The sequence below is a fragment of the Pseudomonas sp. 18.1.10 genome, from assembly GCF_024655625.1.
In the GTDB taxonomy this organism is placed as follows: Bacteria; Pseudomonadota; Gammaproteobacteria; order Pseudomonadales; family Pseudomonadaceae; genus Aquipseudomonas.
The window spans coordinates 17,095-31,339 of sequence record NZ_JANLGL010000059.1 but is presented as its reverse complement, the minus strand read 5'-3'; the positions used below and the strand labels follow the sequence as shown (position 1 = coordinate 31,339).

Here is a 14,245-nt window from a genome sequence, read left to right as displayed (position 1 = left end):
AGTCAACAGATGTACCGACTGATCCACCGCTTTCGCGAGCAAGCCCGCTCCCACACAAGCCCGCTCCCACAGTTGTATTGGGTTTCGTCAGGCCGATTTAAGTAGCGCTTCGATTTCTTCGAAGCCCGGACGCGCTAGCACATCCGGCTGGCAGCAACGCTCACGCAGCTCCACCAGTTCCTCACTCACCCCCGCTTCAACCCGCTCCAGCAATTCCCCCAGCAACACCCCAAACGCGCGCACTTCAATACGCTGCAATGCCCGAGTCTCCACAGTGTCCGCCGTGGCATGGAACGACGCCGCGCCAAAATCCCCGAGCAGGCAATCGCCGGCCTCATTCCACAGAATGTTGTGGCCGTACAGGTCGCCATGTGTGATGCCATGGCGGTGCAGGTGCGCGGCCACTGACGCAATGCCTCGCGCCATGCGCAAGGCCACGTCCAGGCTGAACAGCGTGCCCGGCGCATACACGTCGCGGGTGCACGACGCCAGGCTCGGCAGGGCGGCGAGGTTGCCGTAGCTGGGGTCGATCAGGTCCATCACCAGGGCGGCCTGGTCATCGGGATGGCCGACTACACGGCCTTCCACCTTTATCAGGTTGGGGTGCAGCCCGGCAGCGATGCACGCCTGCATTTCGTGCAGCGGCGAGCCGTCGCTGGTGATGGTGCCTTTGTAGAGCTTTACCGCGACGGATTGCCGCGAGGGCTTCCAGAGTGCCTTGTGTATCACCCCCGAGGCACCTTCCCCGAGTACTTCGGCCAGTTCCAGCTCGGACCAGGGAATGTCCGGCGTGCTGTCATCGTCAGACAGCTGCACCGCCATTTCCACCGGGTTCCCCGCGTACGCCAGCCAGGTCAGGCTTGGCAACGCCAGCAGCCACTCGGGCAGGCGAGTGAAGCGGTTGGCGGCGATGCGCAGCAGTTCGAGGTTGTGGCAGTTGGCCAGGCTTTCTGGCAATTGCGCCAGGTGATTGCCGGCCAGCATCAGTTTTTGCAACAAGGGCCGCGCGCCCAGTTCAACGGGCAACTGGCTGATCTGGTTGTCGGTGAGGATCAGCCAGCGCAACTGTGGCGGCAGCGCAGCGGCGGGTACGTGGGTGATCCGGTTGGCCTTGAAGCCGACCATGCTCAGCTTCGCGCATTGGCCCAGGCATTCCGGCAGTTCGGTGAAGGCGTTGTCCGAGCAGAACAGCACGCGCAGGTGCGGCAGGCGGTGCAGGTCGTCGGGCAGTTGGCTCAGGGCGTTGCCGCTGAGGTTGAGGATTTCGAGGGAGTCGGCCAGCGCGAAGATTTCCTCGGGAAATTCGGTCAGCCCGCAGGACAGGTCCAGGCGCGTGATGCCGGCCAATTGGCCGGCCTTGAGTTGGGCGAGGGTATGCATGAACGGCGCGGTCTCTGGGCAAAGGTGGCGTAAATGGCGCTTATCATAGCGGTTGCGCGCGGCTCTGTTGCAATTGCCCGAGGCGACTGGCGGTGCGCGCAAGGTCGATGGCCTGGCCGTGCAAGGCCTGTTCAAGGGGCTGTTCGCCGATGAGGATCAAGTGCTTGTCCTTGTCGTAGAGCACGTCCACCAGGTTGATAAAGCGCTGTTGCACGGCAATCGGGCAATCCGCCAGCACGGGCAGGCCGTCGATGATCCAGTGGTCGAAGTCATGGCACAGCAGCAGATAGTCCATCACCGCCGTGAGCTGTTCGCACAGGTCGTTGAAGGTGAAGGCGATGGTGCGCCCCTGAAGCCTGCGGCAGTGCAACTGGCGGTTGCCGACGGCCAGGGGCTGCGCGGGGCAATCCGCGGCAGGCAGGTCGAACGCTGCACGTTGGCTCGCGGTGCCCGGCCACAGGTAGTGGCCGGCGCTGAAACGTTGCGTACTGTGGGCTTGGGGCAGGCTGCGAAAGTCCTCGGGCGCGCTGACTTCCAGCACGTCCATGCGCGCGGCGATCAGGTCGATCACCGGCTTGAAGCGTTGGTGATACAGCGGGTTGGGCAGCAGGCCAGCGGGTGGGTAGTTGGACGTGACCAGCACCCACACACCGCGCTGAAACAGTGCTTTGAACAGCCGGCTGATAAGCATCGCATCGCCGATGTCGTGCACGTGGAACTCGTCGAAACACAACACCTGGCAACCGGCCAGTAGCTCATCCAGGGTCACCGCCAGGGCATCGTCCTGTGCCCGGTGCTTGAACATGCCTCGGTGCAAACGGGCGAAGAAGTCGTGGAAGTGCACACGCTGCTTTTCGGCAATCGGCAGCGCCTGGAAAAAGCCGTCCAGCAACCAGCTTTTGCCGCGCCCCACCGGCCCGTGCAGGTACAGGCTGCGGGTCGGCTGGCGTGCCAGCAGGTGCCGGGATTCGCGGGCCAGGGCACTGATGGCATGGGTTTGCCCGGCGCTGAGGGTATAACCCAGTTGTGCGGCTTTTTGCGCAAAAAACGTGGTGATAGGCGAGGCGTCGTGGGGCGCGGTTTTTTTACCGAGCAAGCGACGGATCAGTGAACGCGCGGCCAATGGGAATCACTCTGTCTACCGGTGGTCGCCTACTTTAGGGCGGCCATCGCGTTTTGACCAATACAGAAGGGGGTCTCGCGTTATCTCGAAAAAGCATGACACGCCTGCGTTGCCCTGTGAGCTGGCAGTTTCCCCCTGACTGACTAGGCTCATACACAGCAGTCACCCCTGTACAAGGATTTGGGGCAGTGAAGGGACGAGCAGTATTGGCAGTCATGAGCGCGATGCTCTGCACCACGGCTTATGGTGCGCAGCTTCAGGTCGAAGTGCGCATCGACGTGCAGCGGGGTTGCCAACTGGTGGGCATCACCCGCGAGGCGGGCATCGAGCAACTTGGCCTTTTGGATTTTGGCAGCGGCCCGCGTCTGGACGACCCGGGCGGGCCCTTGAGTGCGGCCTTGATAAGCCAGCGCCAGCCGCGCCTGGAGTGCAACCCCGACACGCCTTATCAGATGCGCGTCGACGGCGGCCTGCATGGCGGCACCGGCGAAGTGCGTTACCTCAGCGCCGCCGTCCCTTCGAGCCAACCCATTCCCTATCGCATTTATGCCGACGCCGCGCGGCGCATCCCGTTGCCGGTGGATGTGCCGCTCAGCGGTCGCGTCCCCGATTCCGGCAGCGTCGATCTGCCCCTCTACGGCCGGATTGAACCGCTCAAGGCCATTCCCGCCGTCGGGCGTTATTCCGACCTGCTCAAGGTCACGGTCACATGGTGAGCCGCGGCTTGGCCCTTGTGGCAATGGGCGGCTTGTTGCTGCTGGCGGATGACGTGCAGGCGGCGGTCACCGGGCAGATCCACGCGCGCCTAGTGATTACCGCCAGTTGCGAGGTGAGCAAAGGCGCCGACACCACCCCCGTTACGCCGGACGGTGGCTCGGCGGTGCTGGATTTCGGCAGCCATGGGCCGACCTGGGACAACCGCCTGACCAGCGGTGTCACCGATGGCGAGAAGGCGCCGCTGGCGGTGTCCTGCAACCCCTCGCTGGTCAGCAGCTTCACGGTGACCATCGACGGCGGCGTCAACGGTGATGGCACCACCCGGCGCCTGAGCAACGGGCGCCAGACCATTCCCTATCGTTTGTCGGCGGATGCACTGGGGCGTAGCGCCTACAGCATCGGCCAGCAACGCAATTTCGTCGTGACCCGGGGCACACAAGTACCGATTCCGGTATTCGGCTCGGTGGTGGCGAATACCAGGGCCCTACCGGCCGGCATCTATACAGACACCCTGACGGTGACTCTGGATTGGTAAACCATGAGGATCAATATCATGCATGCACGTGTATCCAAGGCTGTTTTTCCATTACTGGCGCTGGCGTGGGTGTCGGGGTCACAGGCGGCCACGGTGGCCGGGACAATTGGCGCGACGCTGGTGCTGACCAGCAGTTGCCAGGTCAATGGCGCGGCGGCCACCGGGGGGATGAGCTTCGGCGCATTGACCTTCGGTGCCTCCAATAGCCTGTTTACCGAGTCGTCGGGCCAGGTGCTGGGCGGCGGCGGTGGTGCGTTGTCGATTCTGTGTTCCGCCGGCACCTCGCCGACCCTGACCGTGGCCGGTGGCGCCAATGACGGCAAGTCCCCCGGCGGCACCCGCGCGTTATTCGACGGCGTGGCCAACTACGTGCCCTACGACCTCTATACCGACAGCGGCCATTCGAACCTGGTGGCCATCGGTGGGGTCATCCCGCTGGCGGCGAGTACCGGGGTGGCCCAGGCCGTGAATATCTACGGTAAAGCCACCGGCAAGGCGGGGCTGCCGGCGGGCACGTATACCGACACGATCAATGTGACCCTGACGTTCTAGCCGCCATGAAACGGGCGGGATGGACGGCGCTGGCGCTGTGCATCGGCTGGGGGATGCCGGTGTCGTTGTTGGCCGTGACCAGCCAATCGTTCCAGGTCAGCGCGACGATCACCCCGGGATGCCTGGTGGCCAGCGGTGGCAGCAATTACGGCAGCCTGGCGTTCGGCAGCTATTCGGCGCTGGCGACCAACACCGCGTCGGTGGCGCTGGCTAACTCGGTCGTCTTGCAATGCACGCCAGGGGTGGCGTTGAGCATGACGGTCGATGGCGGTTTGTATAACAGCGGCGGGCGGCGCATGCAGCTCAACAGCGGCACGGCGAAGGTGGCGTACCAGCTGTTTCGCGATGCGGCGCTGAGCCAGAGCCTGGGCATCAGCCAGAGCGTCAGCGTGGCCTACGCCAACGCGAACAACATCACCTTGCCGATTTACGGCCGGGTGCAGCTACCGGGCAATACGCCTGGGGGGACGTACAGCGACACGCTGCAGGTGCAGCTGACGTGGTAAGGCGAATGGCATAAAGGAGTGGGATCTATGTATGCAGCTTCCCGGCAGTGGTGGGTAGCGGGTTTGTTCAGTGTGTTGGGGGTGGCGGGGCAGGTGCAGGCGGCCAGTTCGGTGCTGATCTGGCCGATTGACCCGGTGCTGGAGGCCGACCAGCAGGCCAGTGCGTTGTGGTTGGAAAATCGCGGTACGGAGACGGCCAACCTGCAAATCCGCGTGTTTGCCTGGACGCAGAGCGGGTTCGACGAGCAATACCAGAACCAGCGCGATGTGATCGGCAGCCCGCCGGTGGCGAAGATCGCGCCTGGGCAAAAGCAGTTGGTGCGCTTGACCCGCACCAAGGAAGTGCCGCCAGGCCGGGAGCTGGCGTATCGCATCATCATCGATGAGATCCCCTCTGCCGAGCCCGTCGTCACTGCGGCAGACGGCAAGACTGCGGCGGCCGTGCGTTTCCAGATGCGCTATTCGGTGCCGTTGTTCGCTTACGGCCCGGGCCTTTGGAGCAAGGTTGACGGTACCCGCGACCGCGACCCCAAGACGGCCGGCAAACCCGACCTGAGTTGGAAGAAGGTCACGGCCGGCGGGCGCAACTACGTGGAGATGCATAACCAGGGCGCCGTGCATGCGCGCCTGACGGATGCCAGCTTCAAGCAGGGTGGCCAGGCGCGCCCGCTGGTGGAGGGCCTGATGGGCTATGTGTTGCCCGGGGCAACCATGCGCTGGCAGGTGCCGGACGGTCTGCCGGCGGACCAGCCGTTACAGCTGCGGGTCAATGGTGCGACTCAAGTGGAGAGCCTGGCGCCGGGGCGCTAGAACAGGTGCGACAGGGCAGGGACTCGCCCCGGGTTTTAACGGATGGAGATGTCCATTGATGGACACAAAGCCTTGGTGAGCCAGGTTTGGGCTCGTTGTCTATGGCGATCGGTGTGGGTAGTGGGCAGCTTGGCGGGCCTGGTGTTGGTGCCGCTGGTCAGGGCTGCGCCATTGCCGCCCCCTCCCAGCAATATGGAGGCTGTCGCCGATGCACAGTTGTTCCTGGAACTGGTGGTCAACGGGCAGGGTACCGGCCGTGTGGTTGCCGTCAGCCAGCGTGCCGGTGGGCTGTTTCTACCGGCGAGCGTGTTGCAGGAAATCGGTGTGAAACTGCCGGGCGAAGTGCCGGTGGAAGTCGATCTGGATAAGGTGCCAGGCCTGCACAGCGACTACGACAGCCAGGCCCAGCGCCTGGTGCTGACCGTGCCTGCGAGCTGGTTGCCGGAGCAATTCATCGGCAACCGCAATAACTATCCGCGCACCCAGGCGCTGACCAGCTTTGGCGCGTTGCTCAACTACGATGCCTACCTCAACGACACCGATGACAGCAGCACGTACCTGGGCATCTTCAACGAAGTACGCCTGTTCGATACCTGGGGCACGCTGTCCAATACCGGCCAATACCGCACCACCATCGGCCGCGAGCCTCAGGACAGCAGCTTCAACAACGGTTACCGGCGCTACGACACCACCTGGCGTTTCTCCGACGATGAGCGCCTGTTGACCTACGAGGCAGGCGACGTGATTAGCGGTGCCTTGCCCTGGAGCAGCTCGGTGCGCCTGGGCGGGGTGCAACTGTCCCGCGACTTTGGCGTGCGCCCGGACCTGGTGACCTACCCGTTGCCGCAGTTCGCCGGGGAAGCGGCGGTGCCGTCGTCGGTCGACCTGTTTATCAACGGCTACAAATCCAGCAGCGCCGACCTGCAGCCGGGGCCTTACACCTTGACCAACGTGCCGTTTATCAACGGTGCCGGCGAAGCCGTGGTGGTCACCACCGACGCACTCGGGCGGCAGGTGTCCACCACGGTGCCGTTCTATGTCACCAGCTCGTTGCTGCAAAAAGGCCTGGCGGATTTTTCCCTGTCGGCCGGTAATCTGCGCCGCGACTACACCGTGCGCGACTTCGGCTACGGTCCCGGCGTGGCCAGTGGCACCTTGCGCTACGGGCTGTCGGATGCGTTGACCGTGGAAAGCCATGCCGAAGCGTCCAATGACCTGACCCTCGGCGGCGTGGGTGGCAACCTGCGCCTGGGCAACTTCGGCGTGCTCAACACCGCCATCAGCCAAAGCCAGTTCGACGGCGGTTCGGGCCAGCAGTTGAGCCTGGGCTATCAGTACAGCAGCCAGCATTACAGCCTGTCCTACCAGCGGGTCGAGCGCCGTGACCAATACGCCGACCTGACCCTGATCGACACCCCGTACGCCAGCCTCAGCAAGCGCAGCGAGCAGCTGACGCTGAGCCTGAACCTGAATGACTTTGGCAGCCTCGGCGTGGGCTATTTCGATGTGCAGGCTGCGGACGATTCGCGCACCCGGCTGCTGAACCTGACGTGGAGCAAATCGCTGTGGCGCAACACTAGCTTCTACCTGTCGGCCAACCGTGAGATCGGCGACAGCAACTGGGCCGTGCAAGGGCAATTGATCGTTCCGTTCGACGTTTACGGCAGCCTCAGCCTGGGTAGCGAGCGCAGCAACAGCGGGCAGGTGCAACAACGCGTCAATTACAGTCGCGCCGTGCCGGCCGGCGGCGGCGTGGGTTTCAACCTGGGGTATGCCAGCGGCGATGCGCCGACCTATCGCCAGGCGGACCTGACCTGGCGCTTGCAGTCCGTGCAGTTGCAGGCCGGCGTATACGGCACGCGCGACGCACAAACCCGCTGGGCCGACGCGGCCGGTTCGCTGGTGTGGATGGATAAGCAGTTTTTTGTCGCCAACCAGGTCAACGATGCCTTTGTGGTGGTGAGCACCGGCGGGTTTGCCGGGGTGCCGGTGCGATACGAGAACCAGGTGGTCGGCGAGACCGATCGCAATGGGCACTTGCTGGTGCCGTGGAGCAGCGCCTACTACCGCGCCAAATATGAGATCGACCCGTTGAATTTCCCCACCAACGTGCAAGTGGCCAATGTTGAACAGCGGGTGGCGGTGCGTCGGGGCAGCGGTTACCTGTTGGAGTTTCCGGTGCGCCGAGTGGTCGCGGCCAGTATCACCCTGGTGGATGGCCAGCATCAGGACCTGCCCCTCGGCAGCCAGGTGCGGCATGAGCAAAGCGCTGGGTTGGCGGTGGTCGGCTGGGACGGTTTGGTCTATCTGGAGAACCTTGCGGCGCATAACACGCTGCAAGTCACCCTCAGTGGCGGGCAAAGCTGCCAGGCCACCTTCGACCTGGACATCACCCAGGCGCAGGTGCCCCTGATCGGGCCGCTGGTGTGTCAATGAATTAAGGAGTGTGCGTGTGCGGGTCAAGGAATGGCTGTGGAGTCTGCTGGTGGTGGCGAGCCTGGGCGTGTCGACGCAGGTGCACGCCGCGTGCAGCGCGGTCGCCACCGCGCCGGCCAGCTTTGGCCCGGTGAGTTCGATGTCGGTGCTCGCCACGGCGCAGCTCAGTTCCACTACCAACGCCGGCCTGAGTTGCACCCCGCTGTTGCTGTCGATACTCGGCAGTGGCGACCAATTCACCGCAAAGATCACGGGGTCGACCCAGGGCGGCATGCTGGGGCCGACCGGTGATGTGATCCCCTATACGATCTATGGCAACAACTCCACGACGTATCCCATTACACGAGGCAGCACGTTCGACTTTGGCGGCAGCAGCGGTATCGCCCAGAGCTACGGGTTGGTGTTCGGCCCAGGCACCAAGACCTTGCCGCTGTATCTGCGCAGCGTCGCCGGCAGCAACGTGGCGGCCGGCCTGTACAGCGAAACCCTGAGCATTCTCTGGACCTGGAACTACTGCTCGACCATCAACCTGATCGGCGTGTGCTTGGGCCGCGACAGTGGTACCGGCACGCAGGCGCTGACCGTCAGCATGCTGGTGACCAACGACTGCCTGATTACCACGCCGCCTATCGCCTTCGGCAGTGCCCCGGTGGTCAGTGGCTTTGCCACCGTCAACGGCCAGGCCAGCGTCAATTGCACCAAGGGCAGCGCCTACACCGTCGGCCTCAGCGATGGGCAGCACCCGGTCAGCGTCGGCGGGCGCCGGCAGATGATTTCCGGCAGCAACTTCTTGGCCTACGACATCTTTGTCAGCGCCGGCACCACCCGTTGGGGCAGCGTGGGCGCCGCGCGACGGGCGAGTGCCACGGCGGACATCAACCCCGGCAACGGCCTGGGCACCGGCAGCCAGGTCTTCAACTACAACGCCAGGATCTACACCGACCAGGCCACGCCACCCGGGGGCACCTACCTGGATAACGTGGTGCTGGATGTCGGGTTCTAGAGCTTTTGCAGCGTGGGCGCCGGCTGATCCACCGGGCTGACCATCGCATAGTTGTAGCCGCCGCCGGACCAGTAGTCGGCCTGCAAGCCATCGGCACTGCGGCTGCCACGGGGCAGGAAGCCGTTGTCCGGGCCCGGTGGGCGAATGTAGAAACTGATGCGTCGCCCTTGCTGATCCTCATACAACACCATCGCCGCCGCGCCCTGGTCGGTGGTGAGCAAGCGCCCGCTGACCGGCGCGTAGCCCGCTGAACTCAAGTCCGGCAGACGGCTGGCCTGGCGGAAATAGCGATCCAGCCAGGCTTGCATGCTGCCGCCGTCTTGGACGTGATAGTCGGCGGGCAGCACACCGTCCTGGGCAAACAGGCGGTAGGCCTGCATGGCATCGGCCATCGGCGCCAGGGCCGGTTGCGTGGCTTCGCGGGCCTGCCAGCCGCCAATGCCGCCGAGGCTGACGGCGATCAACAGCACTGCCGCTGTAGCGAAATGCCGACGAGATTGGTGCTTGAGGCGTTGGCGGATCAGCGCCGGGTCCAGATCCGGGTTGGCTGGCTGTTGCAGGGCACCGCCGAGTGCGGCGCGCAGCAACTGCGCATCCTGCTGCCAGGCATGGACCTGGGCGGCAACGTCGGGGTGGGCGGCCAGATAGCTGTCGAGCACGCGGCGATCACTGTCCAGCAGTTGGTGGTCGACGTAGGCATGCAAATCGCGTTCGCTGGGGGGCAGGCTGATCATTTGAGTATCCGCAGGGAAGGGCTGGCAATTTCGCCATCACTGAGTTGACGCAAGGCTTGGCGCGCGCGGGACAGGCGCGACATCACGGTGCCGATGGGCACTTCAAGGATGTCGGCGACTTCCTTGTAGCTCAAGCCTTCGACCGACACCCACAGCAGCAGGGCACGTTGTTCGGTGTTGAGTCGGTCGAAGGCTTGCAGGGTCGATTGGGCGATCACCGTGCGTTCCACCGACGGCTGCGCGTCGTCGCGGCCGCTGAAAAAATCGAGCATGCGCGCATAGCGGCGGCTGCGACGGTGGGCGTCGAGGAACTGGCGGTAGAGGATCGAAAACAGCCAGGCCCGCAAATCGCCTTCGCTGCGCTTGTCGGCCCAGCGGGTGATGGCCCGTTCCAGGGTCGATTGCACCAGGTCGTCGGCGCTGCTGGCGTTACGGGTCAGGGACACGGCAAAACGCCGCAGCCTGGGGATGAGTTCACGTAACGCTTCGTCGAGTTCATGCATGGCAATCGGGCTGGTCACTGCGCTGGGACTAGAGAGACGTCTGGCGTTGGCGGTTATTCCAGGTCCGGGGAAATAAATCTACGGCGGGGGAATAGAGCGGGTCGGCGTTCGTCTTAAAGCTCCGACCTTACGTTCTCCCCCCTAAGGCCTTTGGCCCTGGAGCTTCTTCATGGTAGATCACTCTTCACCGCCCCGTCCTCCGCTGAGCACCGCGAGCCTGATCGCACGCCTGGCCGGTATCGGTGCCGTGGTTGCGCTGGTGGCCGGGGCATTTGCCTACGTCAACGGCACCCTCGACCCACAGCGCTTGCGGCCAAAAACCTTGGTCAATGCCTTGGAAACCAATAACGGCGTGCACCCCGGCTTCCGGCGTAACCATGCCAAGGGCGTATGTGTCGCCGGCTATTTCGAGAGCAGTGCGCAAGCCCGGGCGTACTCCAGTGCCCAGGTATTCAGCGCAGCCAGGACCCCGCTGATCGGCCGGTTTGCCTTGCCCAGCGGTAACCCCTATGCGCCGGACAGCAGCGTGCCGATCCGCAGTTTTGCCGTGCAGTTCAGCCAGGCCAACGGCCAGCAATGGCGCACCGGGATGAACAGCATGCCGGTGTTCCCGGTGGGTACGCCTGAAGCGTTCTACGCAATGCTCAAGGCGGGTGCGCCGGAGCCGGCTACTGGCAAGCCGAATCCTTCGAGCATGCCCGCGTTTTTTGCCGCGCACCCGGAGACGGCGGCGTTCCTGGCGTGGGTCAAGACCGCCAAGCCATCGGCGAGTTACGCCACCGAAACCTATAACGGGATCAATGCGTTCTACCTGGTGGGCGCCGATGGCAAGCGCCAGGCCGTGCGTTGGGAGGTGGTGCCGCAGAGTCAGGATGGGGTGGGTGATAGCGCACCGGCCGGTGCTGATTTTCTCGAGAAAGACCTCGTGCAGCGCCTGGCTTCCGGCCCATTGCGCTGGCAGTTGAACATGACCCTGGCCAATCCCGGCGACCCTCTGGACGACGCGAGCAAGGTCTGGCCCGGCGCGCACCAGGTGTTGAACGCCGGGACGCTGGTGTTGCAAAGCAGCCAGCCACAGGCGGATGGCGATTGCCGCGACATCAACTTTGATCCGCTGATTCTGCCGAGCGGCATCGAAGCCTCCAATGACCCGCTGCTGGCCGCACGTTCTGCGGCGTATGCCAGTTCATACCTGCGCCGTGCCGGTGAAGTCAGCGCGCGGCACAGCGCCCCTCAGGAGTCAAAGCCATGAATGCCCAACCGCGTTTTTTTGCACCCGTGGCGCGTCTGCTGCACTGGCTGATGGCGTTGATGGTCATCGCCATGCTGTTTATCGGGGCCGGGCTGGCGGCTTCGGTGTCGGAGCGGCATGCGTGGTTGATCCATCTGCATAAGCCGTTGGGGATTGCGATCCTGGCGTTGGTGATCGTGCGCTTGGTGGTGCGCTTTTCCACACGTCAACCGCCGTTGCCTGCCGATTTGCCGCTGTGGCAAGTGTTGGCGGCGAAGGCATCGCACCTGGTGCTGTACGGGTTGATGCTGGTGTTGCCGCTGCTGGGCTGGGGGATGATTTCAGCCGCGGGCGATCCGGTGATGCTCAGCAGTTCGCTGCAGTTGCCCGCTTTGGTGGCGGCGAATGCGCCGTTATTTGCGGTGTTGCGCAAGGCCCATGGGTTTCTCGCCTACCTGTTGTTCCTGACGGTGCTGTTGCACCTGGCGGCGGCGTTGTTCCACGGGTTGATTCGCCGTGATGGTGTGTTGCAAAGCATGACGGGTAGCAAGGACTGACTTGGGGTGATCGGGCTTGCCCTGAGTTAAGAAGTAACCTGTGGCGAGGGAGCAAGCTCCCTCGCCACAGGTACAGCGAGCTCAGCGCAACACGCCGACGATATCGGCGACGGTGCTCAGCACGTCCTTGCCCAATTGCATCGAGCGCTTGCCCGACCAGCCGGTGTGGGGGTTGGGCGCGTCGTCGTTGTCCTTGAAGGGCATTTCCAGGGTCAGCGACAGGCAGTCGTATTTTTCACCGACGGCATTGCAGGCCAGGGTCATGTTGGCCTCACCCGGCAGGTCGCGGGTGTAGCCGTGGGTGGTCTGGAAGTCGCGGGTGAGGGCGCTCAAGTGGCGGCGGAAGTGTTTTTCCAACGCCTCGATACGCGGCGTGTAGCCTGGGTTGCCTTCGCAGCCGGCGGTGAAGACGTAGGGGATTTCTTCGTCGCCGTGGATGTCGAGGAACAGGTCGACGCCATACTTTTCCATCTGTTGCTGAACGAACAGCACTTCCGGGCTGATCTCCTGGCTGGCGCTCTGCCAGGCGCGGTTGAGGTCCTGGCCCATGGCGTTGGTGCGCAGGTGGCCGTGGAACGCGCCATCCGGGTTCATGTTAGGCACCAGGTACAGGTCGGCGGCTTTCAGCAGTTTTTTCAGTTCGCTGTCGCCGTCCTGTTGCAGGCGTTCGATGATGCCTTCCATAAACCATTCGGCCATATGCTCGCCGGGATGCTGTTGGGCGATGATCCACACCTTGCGTCGGCCTTCGCCGCCTTTGCCACGGCGTAGCAACTGGATATCGCGGCCCTCGACGCTTTTACCGGTGGCCAGCAGTTGGGTGCCGGCGCGGTTCAGGGCCTGGCCGATCAGCCAGTCGTGGCGTTCGCGGCTGTAGGGCTCGAAATAGGCAATCCACGCATGCTTTTCGCGGGTTTCGAGGCTGATGTGCAGGAACTCGCCGTCAAAACGCGTGGGGACGCGAAACCAGTTGATATGGTCATAGGAGGCGACGGCGTTGTAACCGCTCCAGGCGTGTTTATAGGACGACTGGCTCGCGTTGCTCAAACGGAAGGTGTGGGTGTGGCCCACATGCATGCCTTCGGCCTTGAAGTGGAACCATTGGAAATGTGGGCTACGGGTATCGGGTTTGATGGCGAGCAGCAGCTGGAACGCATCGCTGGCGTCGAGCACCTGGATATTGCCACTGTCGAAGTCGGTGCTGATCCTGATGGAGGTCAAGGCCACGGTCATAGTCTGGTTGCCTGAGTATGAGTGTTGTGGCGGATATCTTACACAGGAGCCAGGCAAAATCTTGACGCAAAATTGTTGCAGGGAGGAGGGGGCGTCGTCCTTGACGCGCCAGCAGCTTAGAATCTATGAGATTGATTCTCAAGCGCTAATTCGCAAAGATCCGACCTAGAGCGTTCGTGCGGCTTTCTTTTGGCGATGGTCTTTTGCTACCATGCGCGCCATCAAGCAACACACAGTCTTCATTAGCCTGAAGCCATGCCAGGGAAACTGGCAAAAAAAAGACCCGGCCAAAGAGCCGGGTCAAAAACCGTGATTAGCCTGATGAGGAGATATTCCAAGAGTCCGACCTAAGGTCCCTTGGTCTATCGACTGATCTCGCGATCAGCTGGGTCCAATAATAATCATTATCATTTGCAAGTCAAATGTTTTTATCGTCGGGATAGAAATATTTTTCCTTTGCGCCTGTTAAACGTTTGCCTGAGCCTGCGGCGCACGCAACGATCGCTCCACCATCGCCTTCGCCATATCAATCAAGTACACCACTGAAAACGCCAGGTCGCGGTTGTTGCCTTGGTGGCTGCTCGCCGATTCATAGGCGGTGGCCGCGGCACTGCGCAACAGGTCCGAGGCGTGCACCAATGCTTCTTCCTGGCTGATGCCGGGCTTGATGCTGAATAAGGTGTCATCCGCGGCGGGTATCGACATATCTTCTTTCAAGTAATAGTCCAGCGCGCGCTGGGCGGCGCCACTGTTGCGCATGTCGAGAATGTCTGCGCTTTCGGGTACGTCGGGTAGGGAATGCGGGCTTGTTGTCATAAGGGGCGGTACTCCGGGTGGGTGTCGAAAACCTTATGTCCGATCATAGTACGTATCGTATTTATGTCGTTTTATGGATTACTACAAACTGTTTATTGCCCAGAAAAAT

The 14,245-nt window shown here is 63.0% G+C and carries 15 protein-coding genes; 9 read left to right on the top strand and 6 right to left on the bottom strand.

Annotated elements, in window-relative coordinates:
- Positions 1-87: 87 nt before the first annotated feature.
- Both NUV89_RS12860 and zapE read right to left on the bottom strand, forming a co-directional pair.
- Positions 88-1,380, bottom strand: a complete 1,293-nt coding sequence (locus NUV89_RS12860) for a protein kinase (RefSeq protein WP_257781621.1) — start codon at positions 1,378-1,380, stop codon at positions 88-90.
- Positions 1,381-1,423: 43 nt separating this feature from the next.
- Entirely contained in the window at positions 1,424-2,503 is a 1,080-nt protein-coding gene (zapE, locus tag NUV89_RS12855) for a cell division protein ZapE (RefSeq protein WP_257781620.1), read from the bottom strand.
- A 224-nt stretch (positions 2,504-2,727) separates the two neighbouring features.
- On the opposite strand from zapE, the gene NUV89_RS12850 reads away from it, so the two are divergent.
- The 7 genes from NUV89_RS12850 to NUV89_RS12820 are packed head-to-tail and all read left to right on the top strand — an operon-like array spanning position 2,728 to position 9,062.
- Complete coding sequence (locus tag NUV89_RS12850; RefSeq protein WP_257781624.1) at positions 2,728-3,219, top strand: spore coat U domain-containing protein; 492 nt, start codon at positions 2,728-2,730, stop codon at positions 3,217-3,219.
- The gene (locus NUV89_RS12845) at positions 3,213-3,755 is read left to right on the top strand and encodes a spore coat U domain-containing protein (protein WP_257781619.1); all 543 of its coding nucleotides are present in this window, start codon (positions 3,213-3,215) and stop codon (positions 3,753-3,755) included. Before NUV89_RS12850 ends, NUV89_RS12845 begins: the two co-directional genes overlap by 7 nt.
- 18 nt (positions 3,756-3,773) lie before the next feature.
- Positions 3,774-4,307, top strand: a complete 534-nt coding sequence (locus tag NUV89_RS12840; RefSeq protein ID WP_257781618.1) for a spore coat protein U domain-containing protein — start codon at positions 3,774-3,776, stop codon at positions 4,305-4,307.
- A 5-nt stretch (positions 4,308-4,312) separates the two neighbouring features.
- On the top strand, positions 4,313-4,813 hold the full coding sequence (locus tag NUV89_RS12835) for a spore coat U domain-containing protein (protein WP_257781617.1): 501 nt from the start codon (positions 4,313-4,315) through the stop codon (positions 4,811-4,813).
- A 27-nt stretch (positions 4,814-4,840) separates the two neighbouring features.
- Positions 4,841-5,623 carry a molecular chaperone gene (locus tag NUV89_RS12830; RefSeq protein WP_257781616.1) on the top strand — a complete coding sequence of 261 codons (783 nt, stop codon included), beginning with the start codon at positions 4,841-4,843 and terminating at the stop codon, positions 5,621-5,623.
- A 42-nt stretch (positions 5,624-5,665) separates the two neighbouring features.
- Positions 5,666-8,059, top strand: a complete 2,394-nt coding sequence (locus NUV89_RS12825; protein ID WP_257781615.1) for a fimbria/pilus outer membrane usher protein — start codon at positions 5,666-5,668, stop codon at positions 8,057-8,059.
- 16 nt (positions 8,060-8,075) lie between these two features.
- The gene (locus NUV89_RS12820; protein ID WP_374684493.1) at positions 8,076-9,062 is read left to right on the top strand and encodes a spore coat protein U domain-containing protein; all 987 of its coding nucleotides are present in this window, start codon (positions 8,076-8,078) and stop codon (positions 9,060-9,062) included.
- Here NUV89_RS12820 and NUV89_RS12815 read toward each other — a convergent pair.
- Together NUV89_RS12815 and NUV89_RS12810 are read right to left on the bottom strand one after the other, a co-directional pair.
- Complete coding sequence (locus tag NUV89_RS12815; protein WP_257781614.1) at positions 9,059-9,796, bottom strand: anti-sigma factor; 738 nt, start codon at positions 9,794-9,796, stop codon at positions 9,059-9,061. The genes NUV89_RS12820 and NUV89_RS12815 overlap by 4 nt on opposite strands.
- Positions 9,793-10,299: a sigma-70 family RNA polymerase sigma factor gene (locus NUV89_RS12810; protein ID WP_257781622.1), complete on the bottom strand. Its 507-nt coding sequence runs from the start codon at positions 10,297-10,299 to the stop codon at positions 9,793-9,795. Before NUV89_RS12810 ends, NUV89_RS12815 begins: the two co-directional genes overlap by 4 nt.
- Before the next feature lie 169 nt (positions 10,300-10,468).
- Here NUV89_RS12810 and NUV89_RS12805 point away from each other — a divergent pair, with 169 nt between their 5' ends.
- Both NUV89_RS12805 and NUV89_RS12800 read left to right on the top strand, forming a co-directional pair.
- Positions 10,469-11,551 carry a catalase family peroxidase gene (locus NUV89_RS12805; protein WP_257781613.1) on the top strand — a complete coding sequence of 361 codons (1,083 nt, stop codon included), beginning with the start codon at positions 10,469-10,471 and terminating at the stop codon, positions 11,549-11,551.
- Entirely contained in the window at positions 11,548-12,087 is a 540-nt protein-coding gene (locus tag NUV89_RS12800; protein WP_257781612.1) for a cytochrome b, read from the top strand. The genes NUV89_RS12805 and NUV89_RS12800 overlap by 4 nt, the downstream gene beginning before the upstream one ends.
- Before the next feature lie 81 nt (positions 12,088-12,168).
- On the opposite strand, the gene NUV89_RS12795 is transcribed toward NUV89_RS12800, so the two are convergent.
- Both NUV89_RS12795 and NUV89_RS12790 read right to left on the bottom strand, forming a co-directional pair.
- A complete protein-coding gene (locus tag NUV89_RS12795) occupies positions 12,169-13,320 on the bottom strand; it encodes a M14-type cytosolic carboxypeptidase (protein ID WP_257781611.1) in 1,152 nt (383 codons plus the stop codon).
- Between the two features lie 465 nt (positions 13,321-13,785).
- Positions 13,786-14,136: a DUF3077 domain-containing protein gene (locus NUV89_RS12790; protein ID WP_257781610.1), complete on the bottom strand. Its 351-nt coding sequence runs from the start codon at positions 14,134-14,136 to the stop codon at positions 13,786-13,788.
- Between the last annotated feature and the right edge of the window lie 109 nt (positions 14,137-14,245).

Bases quoted from the DNA above. Each gene is read 5' to 3' on its own strand.
- NUV89_RS12860 (WP_257781621.1), bottom strand. From the start codon at position 1,380: ATGCATACCCTCGCCCAACTCAAGGCCGGCCAATTGGCCGGCATCACG.
- NUV89_RS12850 (WP_257781624.1), top strand. From the start codon at position 2,728: ATGCTCTGCACCACGGCTTATGGTGCGCAGCTTCAGGTCGAAGTGCGC.
- NUV89_RS12845 (WP_257781619.1), top strand. From the start codon at position 3,213: ATGGTGAGCCGCGGCTTGGCCCTTGTGGCAATGGGCGGCTTGTTGCTG.
- NUV89_RS12840 (WP_257781618.1), top strand. From the start codon at position 3,774: ATGCATGCACGTGTATCCAAGGCTGTTTTTCCATTACTGGCGCTGGCG.
- NUV89_RS12835 (WP_257781617.1), top strand. From the start codon at position 4,313: ATGAAACGGGCGGGATGGACGGCGCTGGCGCTGTGCATCGGCTGGGGG.
- NUV89_RS12830 (WP_257781616.1), top strand. From the start codon at position 4,841: ATGTATGCAGCTTCCCGGCAGTGGTGGGTAGCGGGTTTGTTCAGTGTG.
- NUV89_RS12825 (WP_257781615.1), top strand. From the start codon at position 5,666: ATGGAGATGTCCATTGATGGACACAAAGCCTTGGTGAGCCAGGTTTGG.
- NUV89_RS12815 (WP_257781614.1), bottom strand. From the start codon at position 9,796: ATGATCAGCCTGCCCCCCAGCGAACGCGATTTGCATGCCTACGTCGAC.
- NUV89_RS12810 (WP_257781622.1), bottom strand. From the start codon at position 10,299: ATGCATGAACTCGACGAAGCGTTACGTGAACTCATCCCCAGGCTGCGG.
- NUV89_RS12805 (WP_257781613.1), top strand. From the start codon at position 10,469: ATGGTAGATCACTCTTCACCGCCCCGTCCTCCGCTGAGCACCGCGAGC.
- NUV89_RS12800 (WP_257781612.1), top strand. From the start codon at position 11,548: ATGAATGCCCAACCGCGTTTTTTTGCACCCGTGGCGCGTCTGCTGCAC.
- NUV89_RS12795 (WP_257781611.1), bottom strand. From the start codon at position 13,320: ATGACCGTGGCCTTGACCTCCATCAGGATCAGCACCGACTTCGACAGT.
- NUV89_RS12790 (WP_257781610.1), bottom strand. From the start codon at position 14,136: ATGACAACAAGCCCGCATTCCCTACCCGACGTACCCGAAAGCGCAGAC.